The 18,039-nt window shown below is 68.3% G+C and carries 17 protein-coding genes; 14 read left to right on the forward strand and 3 right to left on the reverse strand.

The window, feature by feature from the left end:
• Window positions 1–8 precede the first annotated feature (8 nt).
• Complete coding sequence (locus IEV99_RS00415; protein WP_188515768.1) at window positions 9–857, reverse strand: CoA transferase subunit A; 849 nt, start codon at window positions 855–857, stop codon at window positions 9–11.
• 172 nt (window positions 858–1,029) lie between these two features.
• Between IEV99_RS00415 and IEV99_RS00420 the strand changes: the two genes are divergently transcribed.
• Window positions 1,030–1,815: an IclR family transcriptional regulator domain-containing protein gene (locus IEV99_RS00420; protein ID WP_188515769.1), complete on the forward strand. Its 786-nt coding sequence runs from the start codon at window positions 1,030–1,032 to the stop codon at window positions 1,813–1,815.
• 107 nt (window positions 1,816–1,922) lie between these two features.
• Window positions 1,923–2,210 carry a hypothetical protein gene (locus IEV99_RS00425; protein ID WP_188515770.1) on the forward strand — a complete coding sequence of 96 codons (288 nt, stop codon included), beginning with the start codon at window positions 1,923–1,925 and terminating at the stop codon, window positions 2,208–2,210.
• 113 nt (window positions 2,211–2,323) lie between these two features.
• Here the strand turns inward: IEV99_RS00425 and IEV99_RS23935 are convergent, their stop codons facing one another.
• Both IEV99_RS23935 and IEV99_RS00435 read right to left on the reverse strand, forming a co-directional pair.
• Window positions 2,324–3,640, reverse strand: coding sequence for a BON domain-containing protein (locus IEV99_RS23935; RefSeq protein WP_371875753.1), 1,317 nt, complete (start codon window positions 3,638–3,640; stop codon window positions 2,324–2,326).
• Between the two features lie 147 nt (window positions 3,641–3,787).
• Window positions 3,788–5,044 carry an allantoate amidohydrolase gene (locus tag IEV99_RS00435; RefSeq protein WP_188515771.1) on the reverse strand — a complete coding sequence of 419 codons (1,257 nt, stop codon included), beginning with the start codon at window positions 5,042–5,044 and terminating at the stop codon, window positions 3,788–3,790.
• A gap of 141 nt (window positions 5,045–5,185) precedes the next feature.
• Here IEV99_RS00435 and IEV99_RS00440 point away from each other — a divergent pair, with 141 nt between their 5' ends.
• From IEV99_RS00440 to ureC, 12 genes are all read left to right on the forward strand, one after another.
• Complete coding sequence (locus IEV99_RS00440) at window positions 5,186–5,617, forward strand: GlcG/HbpS family heme-binding protein (RefSeq protein ID WP_188515772.1); 432 nt, start codon at window positions 5,186–5,188, stop codon at window positions 5,615–5,617.
• A gap of 135 nt (window positions 5,618–5,752) precedes the next feature.
• Window positions 5,753–6,532 carry a 2-oxo-tetronate isomerase gene (otnI, locus tag IEV99_RS00445; RefSeq protein ID WP_188515773.1) on the forward strand — a complete coding sequence of 260 codons (780 nt, stop codon included), beginning with the start codon at window positions 5,753–5,755 and terminating at the stop codon, window positions 6,530–6,532.
• Window positions 6,533–6,542: 10 nt separating this feature from the next.
• The gene (locus IEV99_RS00450; protein ID WP_188515774.1) at window positions 6,543–8,138 is read left to right on the forward strand and encodes an alkaline phosphatase family protein; all 1,596 of its coding nucleotides are present in this window, start codon (window positions 6,543–6,545) and stop codon (window positions 8,136–8,138) included.
• Between the two features lie 247 nt (window positions 8,139–8,385).
• Window positions 8,386–9,672 (forward strand): urea ABC transporter substrate-binding protein, encoded by a 1,287-nt coding sequence (gene urtA, locus IEV99_RS00455; RefSeq protein ID WP_188515775.1) that lies wholly within the window; start codon window positions 8,386–8,388, stop codon window positions 9,670–9,672.
• Window positions 9,673–9,829: 157 nt separating this feature from the next.
• Window positions 9,830–11,434: an urea ABC transporter permease subunit UrtB gene (gene urtB, locus IEV99_RS00460; RefSeq protein ID WP_188515776.1), complete on the forward strand. Its 1,605-nt coding sequence runs from the start codon at window positions 9,830–9,832 to the stop codon at window positions 11,432–11,434.
• Window positions 11,431–12,591 carry an urea ABC transporter permease subunit UrtC gene (urtC, locus tag IEV99_RS00465; RefSeq protein WP_188515777.1) on the forward strand — a complete coding sequence of 387 codons (1,161 nt, stop codon included), beginning with the start codon at window positions 11,431–11,433 and terminating at the stop codon, window positions 12,589–12,591. Before urtB ends, urtC begins: the two co-directional genes overlap by 4 nt.
• A gap of 4 nt (window positions 12,592–12,595) precedes the next feature.
• Entirely contained in the window at window positions 12,596–13,360 is a 765-nt protein-coding gene (gene urtD, locus IEV99_RS00470) for an urea ABC transporter ATP-binding protein UrtD (protein WP_188515778.1), read from the forward strand.
• A 2-nt stretch (window positions 13,361–13,362) separates the two neighbouring features.
• Complete coding sequence (urtE, locus tag IEV99_RS00475) at window positions 13,363–14,058, forward strand: urea ABC transporter ATP-binding subunit UrtE (RefSeq protein ID WP_188515779.1); 696 nt, start codon at window positions 13,363–13,365, stop codon at window positions 14,056–14,058.
• Between the two features lie 210 nt (window positions 14,059–14,268).
• A complete protein-coding gene (locus tag IEV99_RS00480; RefSeq protein ID WP_188515780.1) occupies window positions 14,269–15,117 on the forward strand; it encodes an urease accessory protein UreD in 849 nt (282 codons plus the stop codon).
• 13 nt (window positions 15,118–15,130) lie between these two features.
• A complete protein-coding gene (locus tag IEV99_RS00485; RefSeq protein WP_188515781.1) occupies window positions 15,131–15,751 on the forward strand; it encodes an urease subunit gamma in 621 nt (206 codons plus the stop codon).
• 32 nt (window positions 15,752–15,783) lie between these two features.
• Window positions 15,784–16,272, forward strand: coding sequence for a hypothetical protein (locus IEV99_RS00490; protein WP_188515782.1), 489 nt, complete (start codon window positions 15,784–15,786; stop codon window positions 16,270–16,272).
• A gap of 29 nt (window positions 16,273–16,301) precedes the next feature.
• A complete protein-coding gene (gene ureC, locus IEV99_RS00495) occupies window positions 16,302–18,014 on the forward strand; it encodes an urease subunit alpha (protein WP_188515783.1) in 1,713 nt (570 codons plus the stop codon).
• Window positions 18,015–18,039 lie beyond the last annotated feature (25 nt).

An 18,039-nucleotide genomic window follows, 5' to 3' on the forward strand; every position in this document is an offset into this window, starting at 1 on the left:
TGGTCCCCTCACGCGACCTTGCGGCCATGGGCCGCAAAGGCATCAGGCCCCTTCGCGAGAACGTTGTCCTTGATCCAGGCCAGGAATCCATCCCGGTCGCGGGAAATCTTGTCCCACGCGATGTAGAAGGCGTTGTCGCGCTTGTAGTAGCCCTGCGCATAGGACGGATGCGCGCCACCCGGCACGACCGCGATGGCGGTCACGGTCCAGCTCGGCAGAACCACGGCGTTGCGGTTGAGCGGGCCGAAGTCGTCCACCAACTCCTCGACGGTGACGATCGAGCGCCGGGAGGCCAGCACGGTCTCTTTCTGGACCCCCGTGATGCCCTCCAGCAGCACGTTGCCCTCACGGTCAGCCCGCAGCGCGTGGATCACGCCGACATCCGGCCGGATCGCCGGCACGGCGGCCAGCTCCTCACCGGTGAACGGGCACGTGACGCGCTTGATATTGGGGTTCACCTTCGGCAAATCGACGCCCAGATAGCCGCGGAACATCGCGAAGGGCAGGTTGGACGCGCCGGCCTCGTAGGCGTTCGCCATCGCGGCATGCGAATGCTCCTCGATGGCGAGCTTGTGCGGCCAGCCGTTCTCCACCGCGTCGCGCAGCCGGTGCAGCGAGCCCACGCCCGGATTGCCGCCCCATGAGAAGACCAGCTTCTCGGCGCAACCCATGCCGATGAGCTGGTCGTAGATGATGTCAGGGGTCATGCGGTAGAGGGTCAGGCCCTTGCGGCCCTGGCGGATCACCTCGTGCCCAGCCGCGTGCGGGATCAAATGGGTGAACCCTTCCATCGCGACTCTGTCGCCGTCGCGAATGCACTCGGCCACTGCGTCACGCAGCGTCATGAAGCGCGCCATCCGGGGTGTCTCCTCGCCGTGGTGTCGGCTTGACGTGTTCGCATTACGAACATACATTCGTATTGCGAACATTTTAGGTCCGGCGAAACCGGCCCGTCAAGGCGCGCCGCTTCGGTTTCGATCCGGACGAGGCGGCGCCCGGCGCATGTCGCGACGCTCGAGGAGGCTGAGGATGGAGTCGGGACCGGCCCCGATCAGCGAAGACGATCCATCCTATGTGGGCGCGCTGGCGCGTGGGCTGTCGGTGATCCGCGCCTTCGACATCGGCCGCGGAAGCCTGACGTTGGCGGACGTCGCCAAGGCCACCTCACTCCCGCGCGCAACCGTTCGACGGTCGCTCCTCACCCTGCAGGCGCTCGGCTACGTGGCGAGCGACGGCAAGCAGTTTCGGCTCACGCCCCGCATCCTGTCGCTCGGCTACGCCTATCTGGCGTCCACGCCGCTCACGCGCGTGCTGCAGCCGGCGCTGGAGGCTGTGAGCGAGCGCACGCATGAAAGCTGCTCGGCCTGCACGCTGGACGGCCCCGAGATCGTCTATGTGGCGCGCGCCGCCACCAAGCGGATCATGTCAGTGGGGCTGGCGGTCGGAAGTCGCCTTCCGGCGTATTGCACGTCCATGGGGCGGGTGCTGCTGGCGGCCGAGCCGCCCGAAACGGCGAGGCGCATCCTGGCCCAGTCCGACCTGCGCCGGCTGACCCCCCACACCGAAACCGATATCGACGCCCTGATGGCGATCCTCGAACAGGTCCGCCGGGACGGTTACGCGCTGGTGGACCAGGAACTCGAGGTGGGATTGCGTTCGGTCGCCACGCCGGTCCGCAACGCGGCGGGGCAGGTTCTGGCGGCCGTGAACGCCAGCGCGCAGGCCGGCCGGATCTCGGCCGAGCGCCTCGTCGAGACCGCGTTGCCGGTGCTGCGCGAGCAGGCCGAAAGCCTCCGGGCGTCACTCGTGGGCTGACGCCGCCTCGCCGCTCCTCCGCGGGTGTGCGGCTGCGTCCGACGGGCGCAGCGGGGAACAGAACCGCCGTCCAGCGGTTCACCCCGTCCCATCACTGGAGGCCAAACATGATTTCGAAACTTGCCGCCGCCGCGTTCGCGACCGCCATCACGTTTGCGGGTCTTGGCATGTCGAGCGCTCAGGCGGCTCCGGCCGCGCCGGCGGCCGTGGACTCGTCCGTCCAGGGCGGCGGGCTGCTGAACGACGTGCGCTGGGTGTGTGGTCCGCGCGGCCGCAACTGCGTCTGGCGTGGCGGCCCCGGCCCGCGCTTCGCCCGCCCGGCTCCCTTCCGCCGCTGCGTGACTCGCGTGCAGCGTGGCCCCTGGGGCGTGCGCCGCGTCCGCACCTGCCGCTGAACCGAGAGACTGAATCAGGAACCCCGCCGGACGCGAGTCCGGCGGGGTTTTCGTTTGGCGATTGTTGTTTCTGAGGGAGCCATGGCGGGTAATCCCCGCCATGGCGTCGTGGCTCAGGCCCCGCCGATCTTGCGGCTGGACCCGGCGCTGGCCATGGACGACCCGCTCAAGCCCGTTGTGCTCGACCCGGTCGCATCCGCGCCCGTGCCGGTCGCCCCGGGGGTCGAGGAGCCGGCCGTGTCGCCATAGCTCACCGCGCCGGGGTTCTGCGAGCCGGTATGTGTTCCGGCGGAGGATGAACTCGTCGAGCCAGACCCGGACCCGGAGGAGCCAGCCCTGGCCGCCGCTGCGCCCGATCCATAGAGGCTCTGGTTGGAGTCCGTGGACGTGGATCCGGAGCCATAGCCAGAGCGCTGCTTCACCCGGATATTATTTTGCACGTGGGTCACGCCCGAGACCGTCTCGGCGATGTCCTCGGCGTGGCGCTTGGCGAAGCGTTCCTCCACCGAGCCACTCAGCGTCACTTCGCCGTTCTGGACATTGACGTCGATGTCGCTGGCGTCGATGTGCGGGTCGTCCGTTAGGCGGTCGTTCACGTCCTCGCGGATGCGGTCGTCCGAGCGGGCATAGCCCTTGGGGCCACGGCCACGGTGCTGGGCTTCGCGCTGGGCATCCTGCCGCCGGCGGCGCTCGGCGTCGTCATCGCCGAACCACGAGGCCACCTCGTCGCTGGCGCGCTCAAAGAAGCCGCGGTCGTCGTCGCGGCCATAGCCGCGATCCTGCGAACCGTAGCCCTGCGATCCGCGGCCGTAGCGATCGCGGTCCGAGCCCTGGCTGTAGGAACCAGCGCCCCAGTTGGAGCCCGACGAACGCCCGAAGTCGCCGCCGCGGCCATAGTCGCTCGTGTCGCCTCGGCCATAGCCGGCGGAGCGGCCCGACGAGCCATAGCCGTAGCGGTCTTCACCGCCGGCCGAGTAGGATGCTGCGCCGCGGCTCGGCCCGTATTCGGGCGCCACCGGCTCGTCGAAACGCGAGCGCGATCCGAATCCGGACCCGCCGCCCATGCCGCCGGAGCCGCTGAACGATCCACGCTCACGGTCGCCGCCGCGCGAGCCGCCCCATTCGTCGCCGCGCGAATAATCGTTGCTCCAGCTGTCGCGGCCACGCTCGTCGCGGCCCCAGTCGCCGGCCCGCTCCCAGGTCTGATTTCGGCCATAGTCGGAGCCGCCGCGCGAACCGGACGCGCTCGAGCCGCCCCCGAACTGACCGCCACGGCTGCGGTCGCCGCCATAGCGGTTTTCCGACCCGGATGTCCGGCTGCCCGAGCCGTAGCGGTTCTCCGACCCGCCGTAGCGGTTCTCCGAGCCGCCATAGCGGTCCTCGGTCCAGCGCTGACGGTCCGGGTCGCGATATCGATCGTCGTTTGCCATGGGAATCCTCCACTCCTGCATGCAGGCGTTATGGGCTGCCGAGCGGCAGCCTGTTTGGGAAGAGCCCATTCAATGCCCCCAGGATGGGGAAGTTCCGGCGTGGTTAAGACACCCCCGCGCCGGCGCGGTGCAGCTTGCGCCGCCCTCTCAGGCGCGAAAGCCGCGCACGAAATCCAGCAGCGTCGCGATCGCGGCGTCCGCGTCCGCCTCCGTCATCGACTCGGCCGGATTATGACTGATTCCGCCCTTGCACCGCACGAACAGCATGCCCACCGGGCACAGCGACGCCATCGCCATTGCGTCGTGCCCGGCGCCCGAGGGCAGCTCCAGCACGGGGATCTGCCGGCCCGCCACCGCGGCTGCGAGGCCGGCCCGGATCGCCGGGTCGCAGGGCGCGGCGGGCGCGTCATAGAAAGGTTCGATCGTGAGCGTCACGCCGCGCCGTTGCGCGATGGCGCGGCATTCGCGCTCCACGGCCGCCACCAGCGCGGTGCGGATCACGTCGTCCGGGCTGCGGGCGTCCAGCGTGAACAGCACCCGCCCCGGAATGACATTGACGGCGTTGGGCTCCACCGTGAAGCGGCCCACGGTTGCGACCGTGTCCGGCTGGCCCGCGCCGAGCCGTTCGATCGCGAGCGCCATCTCGGCCGCAGCCGCCAGCGCGTCCTGCCGCAGCGTCATCGGCACCGTGCCGGCATGCCCGGCCATGCCCGAAACCGTCATACGCCGGCGGCTCGCGCCGTTGATGGCCGTGACCACGCCGACCGCCAAGTCGCGCGCTTCCAGCACCGGCCCCTGCTCGATATGAACCTCCACATAGGCCAGCACCGCCGCACGATCGCGCCGCAACGCCGCAATGCCGTCAGGGTCGCCGCCAAACCCGACAAGCGCGTCGCGCAGGCTGATCCCGTCCTCGTCCCGGCCATCCAGCGTGGCGGGGTCGAAGGTCCCGGCCAGCGCGCGGGAGGAGGACAGGTTGCTCGGAAACCGGACATTCTCCTCGTCCCCGAACGCGAGCGCTTCCACGGCGAAGGGCAGACGCTCGCCGGCATTCGCGAGTTCCTCGATCACCCCGATCGCCGCAACCACGCCCAGCGTGCCGTCAAACGCGCCAGCGTCCTTCACGGTGTCGATGTGCGAGCCGATCAGCAACGCCGGCAATCCCGGCGTCGCGCCCTCGTAGCGCCCCACCACGGTGCCGAGCGCGTCGACGTTGACGCTGTCGCATCCGGCCGCGCGCATCATCTCCGCCACAGCATCCGCGGCATGCCGGTGGGATGGGGACAGATACAGGCGGTGGATCTGGCCCGGCACGTCCGTGAAGGCGCGGAGCTGCTCCAGGCGCTCGATGGCGCGCGAGCCGAGCGTGACGGGAAGGCGGATGGACGGCACGATGCTGGTCATGGCGGGAAGCTAAGCCGGATCCGACCGCGGCGGCAACGCCGCCCGGTTCGGGAGAGCGCAATTGTGCCTCTCCCCCGCTGGCGCGCGGCGCCCTATGGTGCCGCATGGCCGCCGTCTCGCGGCTTTCCGGAACGTCCCATCATGACCGAACTCACCCTCGCGGCCGCCCAGGCCCTCGTGTCCGCCGCCCTCGCGCATGGCCGCGAGAAAACCATGCAGCCGCTCGCCGTCGCGGTGCTCGACGCGCGTGGGGCGCTCCGCGCTTTCGGCGCCGAGGACGGGACCAGCCTGAAGCGCGGCGACATCGCGCGCGGCAAGGCCTCGGGGGCGATCGCGCTCGGCGTCGGCTCGCGCGCGCTGCACCGCATGGCGCAGGAGCGTCCGCATTTCATCGAGTCGATGCACGGCGTCGTCGGCGCGCTCGTGCCGGTGCCGGGCGGCGTCCTGCTGCGCGACGCCTCCGGCGCCGTGGTCGGCGCGGTCGGCATCTCGGGCGACAACGCCGACAACGACGAGGCCGCCGCGCTGGCGGGTGCGGCCGCGGTGGGTCTCACGGCCGACCCCGGCAAATGACGACCCTGCCGGGCGCGCGGCAGGCTTGCGCGCCCGGGGCTGGACACGCCGGCCGCGCCGGGCTTGGCTCAAGGGAGCCGCTGCGGGTGCGGACGGCGAGCCGCCGACAAGGCGGCCAAGGAGGGGAGACCGCAGATGCCGCGCTTCGCCGCCAATCTGTCCATGATGTTCACCGAGTGGGAGTTCCTGGACCGCTTCGCGGCCGCCTCGGACGCTGGCTTTTCGGCCGTTGAATTCCTGTTCCCCTACGAGCATCCGCCCGAAGCGATCGAGCAGCGCTTGCGCGAAAACGGGCTCACGCAGGCGTTGTTCAACCTCTGGCCCGGCGACTGGCAGGCCGGCGAACGCGGCATCGCGGCGCTGCCCGGCCGCGAAGCCGAATTCCGGGACAAGTTGCAGGTTGCGGCCGCCTACGTGGAGGCCACCGGCGTCCGCCGCGTCCACCTGATGAGCGGCATGGCCGACCCCAACGATTCCGCCGCCCAGGGCTGCTTTTCGGCCAATCTGGCGCTCGCCTGCGAGCAGATCGGCCAGCTCGGCGCCGACGTGCTGCTCGAGCCCATCAATGGCCGCGACATGCCGGGCTATTTCATGAACAGCTTCGATCGCGCCGCCGCCATCATCAAGCAGGCGGGCCGCCCCAACCTGAAGCTGCAGTTCGATTTCTACCATCGCCAGATCCTCCATGGCGACGTCACGATGGCATTTAGGGCGATGCAGCCGATCACCGGGCACGTGCAGATCGCGAGCGTGCCGAGCCGCCACGAGCCCGCCGGCGAGGAGCTGAACTACCCCTTCGTGTTCGAGGAGCTGGACCGGCTGGGCTATGCGGGCTTCGTCGGCTGCGAGTACCGGCCGCGCGCCGGCACCGTGGAGGGCCTCGGCTGGTTCGCGCCCTGGCGGCGCAAGACCTGACGCACGCGCGATGGCTGAGCCCGCCAAGCCCCGCCGCAAGGTGCTGTTCATCACCACCGACCAGCAGCGGGCGGACGCGCTCGTGCTCGCGCCGGATTTCGACCTGTGTCCCAACCTGAAGGCGCTCGCGGCCGAGGGCGTGACCTTCACGCGTCATTACACTTGCGCGGCCCCTTGCGGCCCCGCCCGCGCCACGCTGCTGACGGGGCTTTATCCTTTCGTGCATCGCTCGGTCCGCAACGCCACCCCGCTGGACGCGCGGCACGGGAACGTCTTCATGGAAGCGCGCCGGGCCGGCTACGATCCGGTGCTGTTCGGCTACACGGACTCGGCCATCGATCCGCGCGCCACCGTGCCGGGCGATCCCCGCACCCGCAGCTTCGAGGGCGTGCTGCCCGGCCTTCGGCTGGAGGCCGCGCTGAACGAGGCGAGCCTGGAGCCCTGGCTCACGGATCTCGCCAAGCGCGGCTACGACGTTCCCAAGCGCCTGCGCAACATCTACCGGCATGTCGGCTCCACCAAGGTGATGAAGCAGTTCTCGCGCGAGGCCGCCTTGTACCGGGCCGAGGATTCCGACACCGCCTGGCTGACCGACAAGCTGCTCGATTTCTGGCGCCTGCGCCGGGACGAGGACTGGTTCGTGCACCTCGTCTGGTACCGCCCGCACCCGCCCTTTATCGCGCCCGAACCCTACAACCGCCTCGTGCCGGCCGATGCGATCGCCTTGCCGCGTCGCCGCGAAACCATCGAGCAGGAACGCGCCGCGCACCCGTTCCTGGACGCATGGCTGCACGAGCAGAACACGGCCGACTACCTGAAGACCCAGGTCAACACGCAGGAATCGAGCGCCGCCGAAATCCAGGACATCCGCGCCGTTTATCTCGGTCTCCTGGCCGAGGTGGACGCCAATCTGGGCCGCGTCGTCGACCACCTGAAGCGGACCGGAGAGTGGGACGAAACGCTCGTCGTGTTCACGTCCGACCACGGCGAATTGCTCGGCGACCACTGGTGCTGGGGAAAGGGCGGCTTCCACGACGCCTCCAATCACGTCCCGCTGATCGTCCGGGCGCCCGGCATGCCGGCGGAGCACAGGGGACGCGTGGTGGACGCCTTCACCGAGTCGGTGGACCTCGCCCCCACGATCCTCGAGTGGGTGGGCCTGGCGCCTCCGGCTGAAATGAACGGCGTGTCGCTCGGCCCCTGGCTGCGCGGCGAAACGCCCGAGCGCTGGCGCGACTACGCATTTTGGGAGTTCGACTTCCGCACCCTGGGCGGCGGCGGCCTGGAAGCCGCGCTCGGGCTCACGCCCGACCAGTGCACGCTCGACGTCATTCGCGAGCGGCGCTGGAAATACGTGCATTTCACCGCGCTGCCGCCGCTCCTATTTGATCTCGACGACGATCCGGGCGAGTTCAACAATCTCGCAGACAGTCCTGCCTATGCGAGCGAGAGCGCCCGCCTGGCGGGCCGCCTCCTGTCGCATCGCATGCTTCACGCCGAGCGCACGCTCACCAACACCAAGCTCGCGCATGCGGGCGTGAAGACCTGGACGGGCGACCGCGGCCTCGTGCCGCCTTCGTTTCAGGCAACGGCGGCTGGCGCCTAAAACAAAGGCAGACGCGTAAACCGAATCCGCATCCTGCGCGCTCCGCGTGCGGAACCGTTGTGGACGCAAGATCCTGCGACGGGTCGGCCAAATCGGCTCCAGCGTCGTCCAAGCTTGGTCCTAGCCCCCCTTTGGCTCGCATTTTATGCGAATCCGCCGCTCCGGCGATTATCGTCATCTGCTGGCACGGCGCTTGCGAACCTTCCTTTCCGGTCCATGAACCCGCGTTTAGGAGGGGGCTCTACCCATGTCGCTTCGTTTCAAGTCTTTCGTAGCCGCCGCGGCCGTCGCCGCCGGGGTGACGCTCGCCTCGGCCGGCGCCCAGGCCCAGACCATCAAGGTCGGCATCCTGCATTCGCTCTCGGGCACCATGGCGATCAGCGAGACCACGCTGAAGGACGTCATGCTCATGCTCATCGACGAGCAGAACAAGAAGGGCGGTCTCCTCGGCAAGAAGCTCGAGGCCGTGGTGGTCGACCCGGCTTCCAACTGGCCGCTCTTCGCCGAGAAGGCTAAGGAGCTGCTGCTCAAGGACAAGGTCGCGGCCACGTTCGGCTGCTGGACCTCGGTGTCGCGCAAGTCCGTGCTGCCGGTGTTCGAGGAGAACAACGGCATCCTGTTCTACCCGGTGCAGTACGAGGGTGAAGAGTCGTCCAAGAACATCTTCTACACCGGCGCCGCTCCGAACCAGCAGGCAATCCCGGCCGTCGACTACCTGGCCGAGAACGAAAAGGTCCAGCGCTGGGTGCTGGCCGGCACCGACTACGTCTACCCGCGCACGACCAACAAGATCCTCGAGGCCTACCTGAAGTCCAAGGGCGTGAAGTCCGAGGACATCATGATCAACTACACGCCGTTCGGTCACTCCGACTGGCAGACGATTGTCGCCGACATCAAGAAGTTCGGCTCGGCCGGCAAGAAGACCGCCGTGGTGTCGACCATCAACGGCGACGCCAACGTGCCGTTCTACAAGGAGCTCGGCAACCAGGGCGTGAAGGCGACCGACATCCCGGTCGTGGCGTTCTCGGTCGGCGAGGAAGAACTCGCCGGCATCGACACCAAGCCGCTGGTCGGCCATCTCGCCGCTTGGAACTACTTCCAGTCCGTGGACGTGCCGGTCAACAAGACCTTCATCGACCAGTGGAAGGCCTACACCAAGAACCCGAAGCGCGTGACCAACGACCCGATGGAGGCGCACGTCATCGGCTTCAACATGTGGGTCAAGGCCGTCGAGAAAGCCGGCACCACCGACACCTCTGCGGTGATCGACGCGCTGGTCGGCGTCACCGTCCCGAACCTCTCGGGCGGATACTCGGCCATGATGCCGAACCATCACATCACCAAGCCGGTCCTGATCGGCGAGATCAAGGCCGACGGCCAGTTCTCCATCGTGCAGCAGACCGCCCAGGTGGTCGGCGACGAGTGGTCGGACTACCTCGAAGGCTCCAAGGACCTGATCTCCGATTGGCGCGCTCCGATGACCTGCGGCAACTTCAACGTGAAGACCGGCAAGTGCGGCGGCGCCTCCAAGTAAGCTGACGACAAACGACGATCCCCGGCCGGCGGCTCTCGCCCGGCCGGGGATGGCTCACGACCTGGACCGCGGGCCTCCGGCCCGCATCCATCCGGCCCAGCCCGTGCGGGCCGGAGGCCTGCGGTCCAACGCTCCTCCGCCACAAGGTTTGCAATCGATGCGTATCGCGCGCCTTCTCGCCGCCCTGCTCGGGCTGGCCCTGGCTTCCGTCGCTTCCGCGCCCTCGCGCGCCGCCGACCTCGACGCCGCGTTCGCGCGCATCGCCACCGAGAATTTCGGCGAAATCGAAGCCGCCATCGGCGATCTCGCGGCCACCGGGGACCCGAAGGCCGCCGCCGCCCTGCAGGCGCTCACGGATAGCCGCCTCGTCTACGCGCCGGCCGACAAGGGCGTGTTCATCAAGGCGCCGGACGGCAAGTTCACCGACGCCCGCACGGGCGCCGCACCCGCCGCGGAGCCGTTCGGAACCAAGCCGGTCCGCGTCAACAACCGCGTCCGCCGCGCGCTGGAAGCCGCGCTCGGCTCCCTGACGCTGCTCTCCCCCGACCCGGCCAAGCGCCTCGCCGCCGCCGAGGCGGTGCTGAAATCCCGCGACTCCGCCGCCATACCGGCGCTCGACGCCGCGATCGCGAAGGAAACGGACGCCCGTATCAAGAAAACCATGGTGCAGGCCCGCGCCGCCGCGGTGCTGGGCAAAGCCGATGCCACCGACGCCGAGAAGGTCTCGGCCATTGACGTGGTGGCCGAGCGCGGCGACCAGGACACGCTGTCGCTGCTCGCCAATCTGCGCGCCAACGGCACCCCGATCGTCAAGATGGCGGCCGAAACTGCGGCCGGCGCCATCGAGCGGCGCCTCGCCGTTCTCTCCTCGGTCCAGAACGTCTGGTACGGCCTGTCGCTCGGCTCGGTGCTGCTGCTGGCCGCCATCGGCCTCGCGATCACGTTCGGCGTCATGGGCATCATCAACATGGCCCATGGCGAGATGGTGATGCTCGGGGCCTACACGACCTTCGTGGTGCAGGAGATCCTGCGCACCAAGTACCCGGCCCTGTTCGACTGGTCGCTCGCGATGGCGATCCCGCTCGCCTTCCTGGTCGCCGGCGGGGTCGGCGTGCTGATCGAGCGCAGCGTCATCCGCTTCCTGTATGGCCGCCCGCTCGAGACGCTGCTGGCCACCTGGGGCGTCAGCCTCATCCTGCAGCAAGCGGTGCGCTCCTGGTTCGGCGCCAACAACCGCGAGGTCGGCGCGCCGGCGTTCATGTCGGGCTCGTTCGACTTCATGGGGCTCGCCATCACGTATGGGCGGCTCTGGATCGTGGTCTTCGGCGCCCTCGTGTTCGCCGCGCTGCTCTTCGTGCTCAAGGCCACGTCCTTCGGGCTGAAGATGCGGGCCGTCACGCAGAACCGCCGCATGGCCTCCTGCATGGGCATCCGCACGCCTTGGGTGGATTCGCTCACCTTCGGGCTCGGGTCCGGCATCGCCGGCATCGCCGGGGTGGCGCTCTCGCAGATCGACAACGTCTCGCCCAATCTCGGCCAGAGCTACATCGTCGACAGCTTCATGGTGGTGGTGTTTGGCGGGGTCGGAAACCTCTGGGGCACGCTGGTGGCCGCCATGACGCTGGGGATCGCCAACAAGTTCCTGGAGCCTTTCGCGGGCGCGGTGCTGGGCAAGATCCTGCTGCTGATCTTCATCATCCTGTTCATCCAGAAGCGTCCGCGCGGGCTGTTCGCCCTCAAGGGACGGGCGGTCGAAGCATGATCCTGCGCACCATCATCGACCTCGACTGGCGCGGCCGCGTCTTCCTGCTGGTGCTGGCGGCGGTCGCCGTTCTGGTGCCGTTGTTGAACCTCGCGGTCCCGGCCGGCTCGGCCTTCAACGTGCCCACCTATCTGGTGTCGCTACTGGGAAAATATCTCTGCTACGCCCTGCTGGCGATCGCGCTTGACCTTGTCTGGGGCTATTGCGGCATTCTCTCGCTCGGCCACGGCGCCTTCTTCGCGCTCGGCGGCTACGCGATGGGCATGTACCTGATGCGCCAGATCGGACCGCGCGGCGTCTACGCCAACCCGGTCCTGCCGGACTTCATGGTGTTCCTGAACATGAAGGAGCTGCCCATCACTTGGTGGGGCTTCGGGCACTTCCCCTACGCGATGCTGATGGTGCTGGTGGTCCCGGGCCTGCTCGCCTTCGTGTTCGGCTGGTTCGCGTTCCGGTCGCGCGTCACCGGCGTTTACCTCTCCATCATCACGCAGGCGATGACCTACGCGCTGCTGCTGGCCTTCTTCCGCAACGACATGGGGTTCGGCGGCAACAACGGCCTCACGGATTTCAAGGACATCCTCGGCTTCAACATCCAGGCGCAAAGCACCCGCGTGGCGCTGTTCGTCGCCAGCGTGGTCGCGCTGGCGCTCGGCTACCTGATCGCCCGCGCGATGGTGACGTCGGCCTACGGCAAGGTGCTGATCGCCATTCGGGACGCCGAGAGCCGGGCCCGCTTCATGGGCTACAGGGTGGAGCGCTACAAGCTCGTCGCCTTCACGGTGTCGGCCTGCATGGCGGGCGTCGCGGGGGCGCTGTACGTGCCGCAGGTCGGCATCATCAACCCGTCCGAATTCGCCGCCGCGAACTCCATCGAGGCGGTGATCTGGGTCGCAGTTGGCGGCCGCGGCACGCTCGTGGGGGCGGCGCTCGGCGCCGTGCTGGTGAACTGGGCCAAGACATGGCTCACCGGCGCTTTCCCGGAGGTCTGGGTGTTCGGCCTCGGCGCGCTGTTCGTGCTGGTGACGCTGTTCCTGCCCAAGGGCATCATCAGGACGCTGTCGGAATGGAGCGCCCGCCGCTCGGATCAGCGCGCCGCATCGGCGGCGGCGGAGGCCGGGATCGGCGCCGTGCAACAGCCTGCCGGGGCGGAGTGAGCCGATGTCGTCAGTGACCAGCCCCGAACTCACCCAGTCGATCCTCTATCTCGACGGCGTGAGCGTGTCGTTCGACGGCTTCAAGGCCCTGAACAGCCTCTCGATGGTGATCGGCCATGGCGAGATGCGCGCCATCATCGGCCCCAACGGCGCCGGCAAGACCACCATGATGGACGTTATCACGGGCAAGACCCGGCCCGACGACGGCGACGTGCTGTTCGACGGCTCGGTCGACCTGACCCGCATGGACGAAGCCTCCATCGCGGAGCTCGGCATCGGCCGCAAGTTCCAGAAGCCGACCGTGTTCGAGAGCCACACGGTGGACGACAACATCCTGCTCGCCATGAAGGGCCCGCGCTCGGCCGGCTCGTCGCTGTTTGGCTGGCGCAACCGCGTCCGTGACGACCAGAAGGACCAGGTGCTGGAGACCATCGGCCTCAAGGACCATCGCAAGCGCCTGGCCGCCGACCTGTCGCACGGCCAGAAGCAGTGGCTGGAGATCGGCATGCTGCTCGCCCAGGACCCCAAGCTCCTGCTGGTCGACGAGCCCGTGGCCGGCATGACCGACCACGAGACCGAGCAAACCGCCGCGCTGCTGGCCTCCATCGCCAAGACGCACGCCGTTGTGGTGGTGGAGCACGACATGCACTTCGTGCGCGCGCTGGGCTGCAAGGTCACGTGCCTGCACGAAGGCTCGGTGCTGGCCGAAGGCGCGATCGACGCCGTATCCACCAACGACCGCGTGGTCGAAGTGTACCTGGGACGCTGACCATGCTTTCGGTGCAAGCCATCGACCTCTACTACGGCGCCGCCCAGGCGCTGCGCGGCGTCAGCCTGCAGGCCGAGGCCGGCAAGGTCACGGCCGTGCTGGGCCGCAACGGCGTCGGCAAGTCGTCGCTGTTGCGCGCCGTCACGGGCGTGCAGCCGGTCAAGGGCGGGAAGATCGTCTGGAAAGGGCAGGATCTCGGCGGCCTCGCGCCCTTTGATCGCGCCCGCCGCGGCATTGCGTATGTGCCGCAGGGCCGCGAGATCTTCCCGCTGTTGACCGTGAAGGAGAACCTCGAAACCGGGTTCTCGCCCCTGCCGCGCGCCGAGCGCTTCGTTCCGGCCGAGATCTTCGACCTGTTCCCCGTGCTGAAGGACATGCTCAACCGTCGCGGCGGCGACCTTTCGGGCGGCCAGCAGCAGCAACTCGCCATCGGCCGCGCGCTGGTGACCCGGCCGAGCCTGCTGGTGCTGGACGAGCCCACGGAAGGCATCCAGCCCTCCATCATCAGGGACATCGGCCGCGCCATCGACTACCTTCGCCAAAAGGGCGACATGGCGATCCTGCTGGTGGAACAATATTTCGAATGGGCGCGCGACCTCTGCGACACCTATGCGGTGATGGATCGCGGCCAGATCGTGCTCGCCGGCCCCCGCGCCGACATGGTCGAGACCGATGTGCGCCGCCATCTCTCGGTGTGATCTGGGCGCGGCACGCGCCACCCTCCCCTTGAGGGGGAGGGTCGACGGCCGCAGGCCGGCGGGGTGGGGCGGGGTGCGCCCGGCGAGGGCGCGTTCGTTACTCTTTCGCCTCGGCACTCTACGCCCGGCGTCACCCCACCCCGCCGCTTCGCGGCGACCCTCCCGCTCACGGGGAGGGTGGGCGCTGCGGCGTCCGTGTGGGGTTTGAGCATGCTGCTCGATTCCCAATCCGAACCCGCAGGCGCGACGCCTGCCGCCCTTCCTGCCTATGTGCGCGCCAGCGGCGTCATTCAGGCCCGCTTCGCCCCGACGGGGCGCGGCACGCGCGTGATGGCGCTGCGCGAGGCGGGCGGCTACCGGCTGAAATTCCCCAAGGCGGCTGCCTGCGAGGCGGTGCTGATCAACACCGGCGGCGGCATGACGGGCGGCGACCGGCTCGACGTGTCGTTGACGTTGGACGCCGATGCGCAAGCCGTGATCACCACGCAATCGGCCGAAAAAATCTATCGCTCGGACGGCGCGGCCGCCGAGATCGCGGTCGACATCGCGATCGCGGAGGCCGGGCAGCTGTCCTGGCTCCCGCAGGAAGCGATCCTGTTTTCGGGCTCGCGCCTGCGCCGGCGGCTTCGGGTCGCCATGGCGGCGAGCGCCAGGTTGACCTTGGCCGAAACCGTCGTGTTCGGCCGCGTCGCGGCGGGCGAGACGCTGGGCGAGGGGCTCTTCGACGACCGCTGGGAAATCCGCCGCGACGGGCGCCTCGTGTTCGCCGAAGCCGTTCGGCTGGACGGCGCGATTGCGGCCACGCTGGCCCGCCCGGCGCTGGGCGGCGGCGCGCGAGCGGTTGCAACCGTCGTGCACCTCGCGCCGGACGCGGAACGCCGCATCGAAGAGGCCCGCGCGGCGCTGGACGGCGCACAATCCGATTGCGGCGCGAGCGCCTGGAACGGCATGCTGTGCGTGCGGCTTGCCGCCGAGGCGCCGGCCGTTCTCCGCGCCGACATGGCCGCCTTTTTGTCCCGGTTCCAATCCGGCCCGCTGCCGCGGGTCTGGCAATGCTGAGCGAGATCGTCCGATGAACCTCTCCCCGCGTGAGAAGGACAAGCTGCTGATCGCCATGGCGGCCAACGTGGCCCGCCGGAGGCTCGAACGCGGCGTGAAGCTGAACCACCCCGAGGCTATCGCGCTGATCACCGACTTCGTGGTGGAAGGCGCGCGCGACGGCCGCTCCGTGGCCGACCTCATGGAGGCCGGCGCCCACGTGATCACGGCCGACCAGGTGATGGACGGCATCGCCGAGATGATCCACGACGTGCAGGTGGAAGCCACATTCCCGGACGGCACCAAGCTGGTCACCGTGCACAACCCCATCCGGGGCGCGTCCGGGGCCGTGGTTCCGGGCGAGGTGATGACGCTGGACGGCGACATCGTCATGAACGTCGACCGCAAGACGGTCGCGCTCGCGGTCGCCAACACGGGCGACCGGCCCATCCAGGTCGGCAGCCACTACCATTTCGCCGAAACCAACGCGGCCCTGAGCTTCGACCGCGACCGCGCGCGCGGCATGCGCCTCGACATCCCGGCCGGCACGGCCGTGCGGTTCGAGCCCGGCCAGACCCGCGAGGTGCGGCTGGTGGCGCTGGCCGGCAATCGCGAGGTCTACGGGTTCCGGCAGGACGTGATGGGCAAGCTGTGAGGTCCGTTGGTCTACTCGTCCTGGCGAATCTCGTGACGTTTCATCACGCATTCGCCAGAGAGCTCGATGACGGCGTTCTGCGTTGGCGTTTCTGGCAAGGCGTTGACGAGATTAAAATTACGAATGCCAAAACGCTTGAGTCTGATGCTTACACCGGCCCAATCTTAATCTGCGGAAAAGGGTCGGCAGACCTGAAGTTATGGGCGACGCTTATCCAAAAGCCCCGGCTGTCCAAACTGAAAGATCGAGCTGACTACCGCGGTCTTCAGGCACTGGTCTGGGCTGGTTCCAGTAAAGCACCCTGCGGGAACAACGTTGTTCGTTTCGAATCTAATGAAGCAGACGAGTACTGGGAATTTAGCTGCAAAATACCTTTACGCGATGCAAAGCAGTTCCTCGCTGAATTTCAGCGCTCTGGCCGTTTAGGTTTCTCGGTAGCTGGCACTACGGATCAAATCGATGATCCCGGTGGGAGCGATGACAGGAAGCAGTTCGTCAAAGCGTGCAACAGTCGGAAATAGATGTTTCGCGGAAGAGGGATCTAAACGCCATGGCCACCAAACTCTCCCGCGCCGCCTATGCGGACATGTTCGGCCCCACAACGGGCGACAAGGTGCGGCTCGCCGACACCTCGCTGGTGATCGAGGTCGAGAAGGACTTCACCGTCTATGGCGAGGAGGTGAAGTTCGGCGGCGGCAAGGTCATCCGCGACGGCATGGGCCAGTCGCAGATCACCAACGCGGCCGGGGCGGTGGACACCGTCATCACCAACGCGCTGATCCTGGACCACTGGGGCATCGTGAAGGCCGATGTCGGCCTCAAGGAGGGCCGCATCGCGGCCATCGGCAAGGCGGGCAATCCGGACATCCAGCCCGGCGTCACCATCGTGATCGGTCCGGGCACCGACGTCATCGCCGGCGAGGGCAAGATCCTCACGGCCGGCGGTTTCGACAGCCACATCCATTTCATCTGCCCGCAGCAGATCGAGCACGCCCTGATGTCGGGCGTCACCACCATGCTGGGCGGCGGCACCGGGCCTTCGGCGGGCACCAACGCGACCACCTGCACGCCGGGGCCGTGGCACATCGCCCGGATGATCCAGAGCTTCGACGCCTTCCCGGTGAACCTCGGCATCTCCGGCAAGGGCAACGCCTCCCGGCCCGAGGGGCTGGTCGAGATGGTCAAGGCCGGCGCCTGCGCGCTGAAGCTGCACGAGGACTGGGGCACCACGCCGGCCGCCATCGACAACTGCCTCAACGTGGCCGACGACCACGACGTGCAGGTGATGATCCACACCGACACGCTCAACGAATCCGGCTTTGTCGAGGACACGGTGGCGGCGTTCAAGGGCCGCACCATCCACGCCTTCCACACCGAAGGCGCGGGCGGCGGCCATGCGCCGGACATCATCAAGGTGGCGGGGCTCAAGAACGTGCTGCCGTCGTCCACCAACCCGACGCGGCCGTTCACCGTCAACACGCTGGACGAGCACCTCGACATGCTGATGGTGTGCCACCATCTCGACTCGTCGATCCCCGAGGACCTGGCTTTCGCGGAAAGCCGCATCCGGCGCGAGACCATCGCGGCCGAGGACATCCTGCACGACCTCGGCGCGCTCTCGATGATGTCGTCCGACAGCCAGGCCATGGGCCGCCTCGGCGAGGTCGTGACCCGCACCTGGCAAACCGCCGACAAGATGAAGAAGCAGCGCGGCTCGCTGAAGGGCGACGGCTCCGGCAACGACAATTTTCGGGCCAAGCGCTACATCGCCAAGTACACCATCAACCCCGCCATCGCGCATGGCGTGTCCAAGCACATCGGCTCGGTGGAGGTCGGCAAGTTCGCCGACCTGGTGCTGTGGTCGCCGGCCTTCTTCGGCGTGAAGCCCGATCTCGTGATCAAGGGCGGCTCCATCGCGGCCGCCCCGATGGGCGACCCGAACGCCTCCATCCCGACCCCGCAGCCGGTGCACTACCGGCCCATGTTCGGCGCCTTTGGCAAGGCGAGGACGGCCTCCTCGGTGGTGTTCGTTTCGCAGGCCGCCATGGAGGACGGGTTGCGCGAGCGGCTCGGCGTCTCCAAGCAATTCGTGCCCGTCGAGAACGTGCGCGGCGGCATCTCGAAGGCTTCAATGATCCACAACGACGCCACCCCGGACATCCAGGTCGATCCCGAGACCTACGCGGTGACGGCCGACGGCGAGTTGCTGGTCTGCGAGCCCGCCACGGAGCTCCCGATGGCGCAGCGGTACTTCCTGTTCTGAGCGGGACGCAGCTGCTGGTCGAGCC

Source organism: Alsobacter metallidurans, assembly GCF_014636935.1.
GTDB lineage: Bacteria > Pseudomonadota > Alphaproteobacteria > Rhizobiales > Beijerinckiaceae > Alsobacter > Alsobacter metallidurans.

Coding starts and splice junctions, on each gene's coding strand:
- IEV99_RS00415 (WP_188515768.1), bottom strand. CDS start 857: ATGGCGCGCTTCATGACGCTGCGTGACGCAGTGGCCGAGTGCATTCGC.
- IEV99_RS00420 (WP_188515769.1), top strand. CDS start 1,030: ATGGAGTCGGGACCGGCCCCGATCAGCGAAGACGATCCATCCTATGTG.
- IEV99_RS00425 (WP_188515770.1), top strand. CDS start 1,923: ATGATTTCGAAACTTGCCGCCGCCGCGTTCGCGACCGCCATCACGTTT.
- IEV99_RS23935 (WP_371875753.1), bottom strand. CDS start 3,640: ATGGCAAACGACGATCGATATCGCGACCCGGACCGTCAGCGCTGGACC.
- IEV99_RS00435 (WP_188515771.1), bottom strand. CDS start 5,044: ATGACCAGCATCGTGCCGTCCATCCGCCTTCCCGTCACGCTCGGCTCG.
- IEV99_RS00440 (WP_188515772.1), top strand. CDS start 5,186: ATGACCGAACTCACCCTCGCGGCCGCCCAGGCCCTCGTGTCCGCCGCC.
- otnI (WP_188515773.1), top strand. CDS start 5,753: ATGCCGCGCTTCGCCGCCAATCTGTCCATGATGTTCACCGAGTGGGAG.
- IEV99_RS00450 (WP_188515774.1), top strand. CDS start 6,543: ATGGCTGAGCCCGCCAAGCCCCGCCGCAAGGTGCTGTTCATCACCACC.
- urtA (WP_188515775.1), top strand. CDS start 8,386: ATGTCGCTTCGTTTCAAGTCTTTCGTAGCCGCCGCGGCCGTCGCCGCC.
- urtB (WP_188515776.1), top strand. CDS start 9,830: ATGCGTATCGCGCGCCTTCTCGCCGCCCTGCTCGGGCTGGCCCTGGCT.
- urtC (WP_188515777.1), top strand. CDS start 11,431: ATGATCCTGCGCACCATCATCGACCTCGACTGGCGCGGCCGCGTCTTC.
- urtD (WP_188515778.1), top strand. CDS start 12,596: ATGTCGTCAGTGACCAGCCCCGAACTCACCCAGTCGATCCTCTATCTC.
- urtE (WP_188515779.1), top strand. CDS start 13,363: ATGCTTTCGGTGCAAGCCATCGACCTCTACTACGGCGCCGCCCAGGCG.
- IEV99_RS00480 (WP_188515780.1), top strand. CDS start 14,269: ATGCTGCTCGATTCCCAATCCGAACCCGCAGGCGCGACGCCTGCCGCC.
- IEV99_RS00485 (WP_188515781.1), top strand. CDS start 15,131: ATGAACCTCTCCCCGCGTGAGAAGGACAAGCTGCTGATCGCCATGGCG.
- ureC (WP_188515783.1), top strand. CDS start 16,302: ATGGCCACCAAACTCTCCCGCGCCGCCTATGCGGACATGTTCGGCCCC.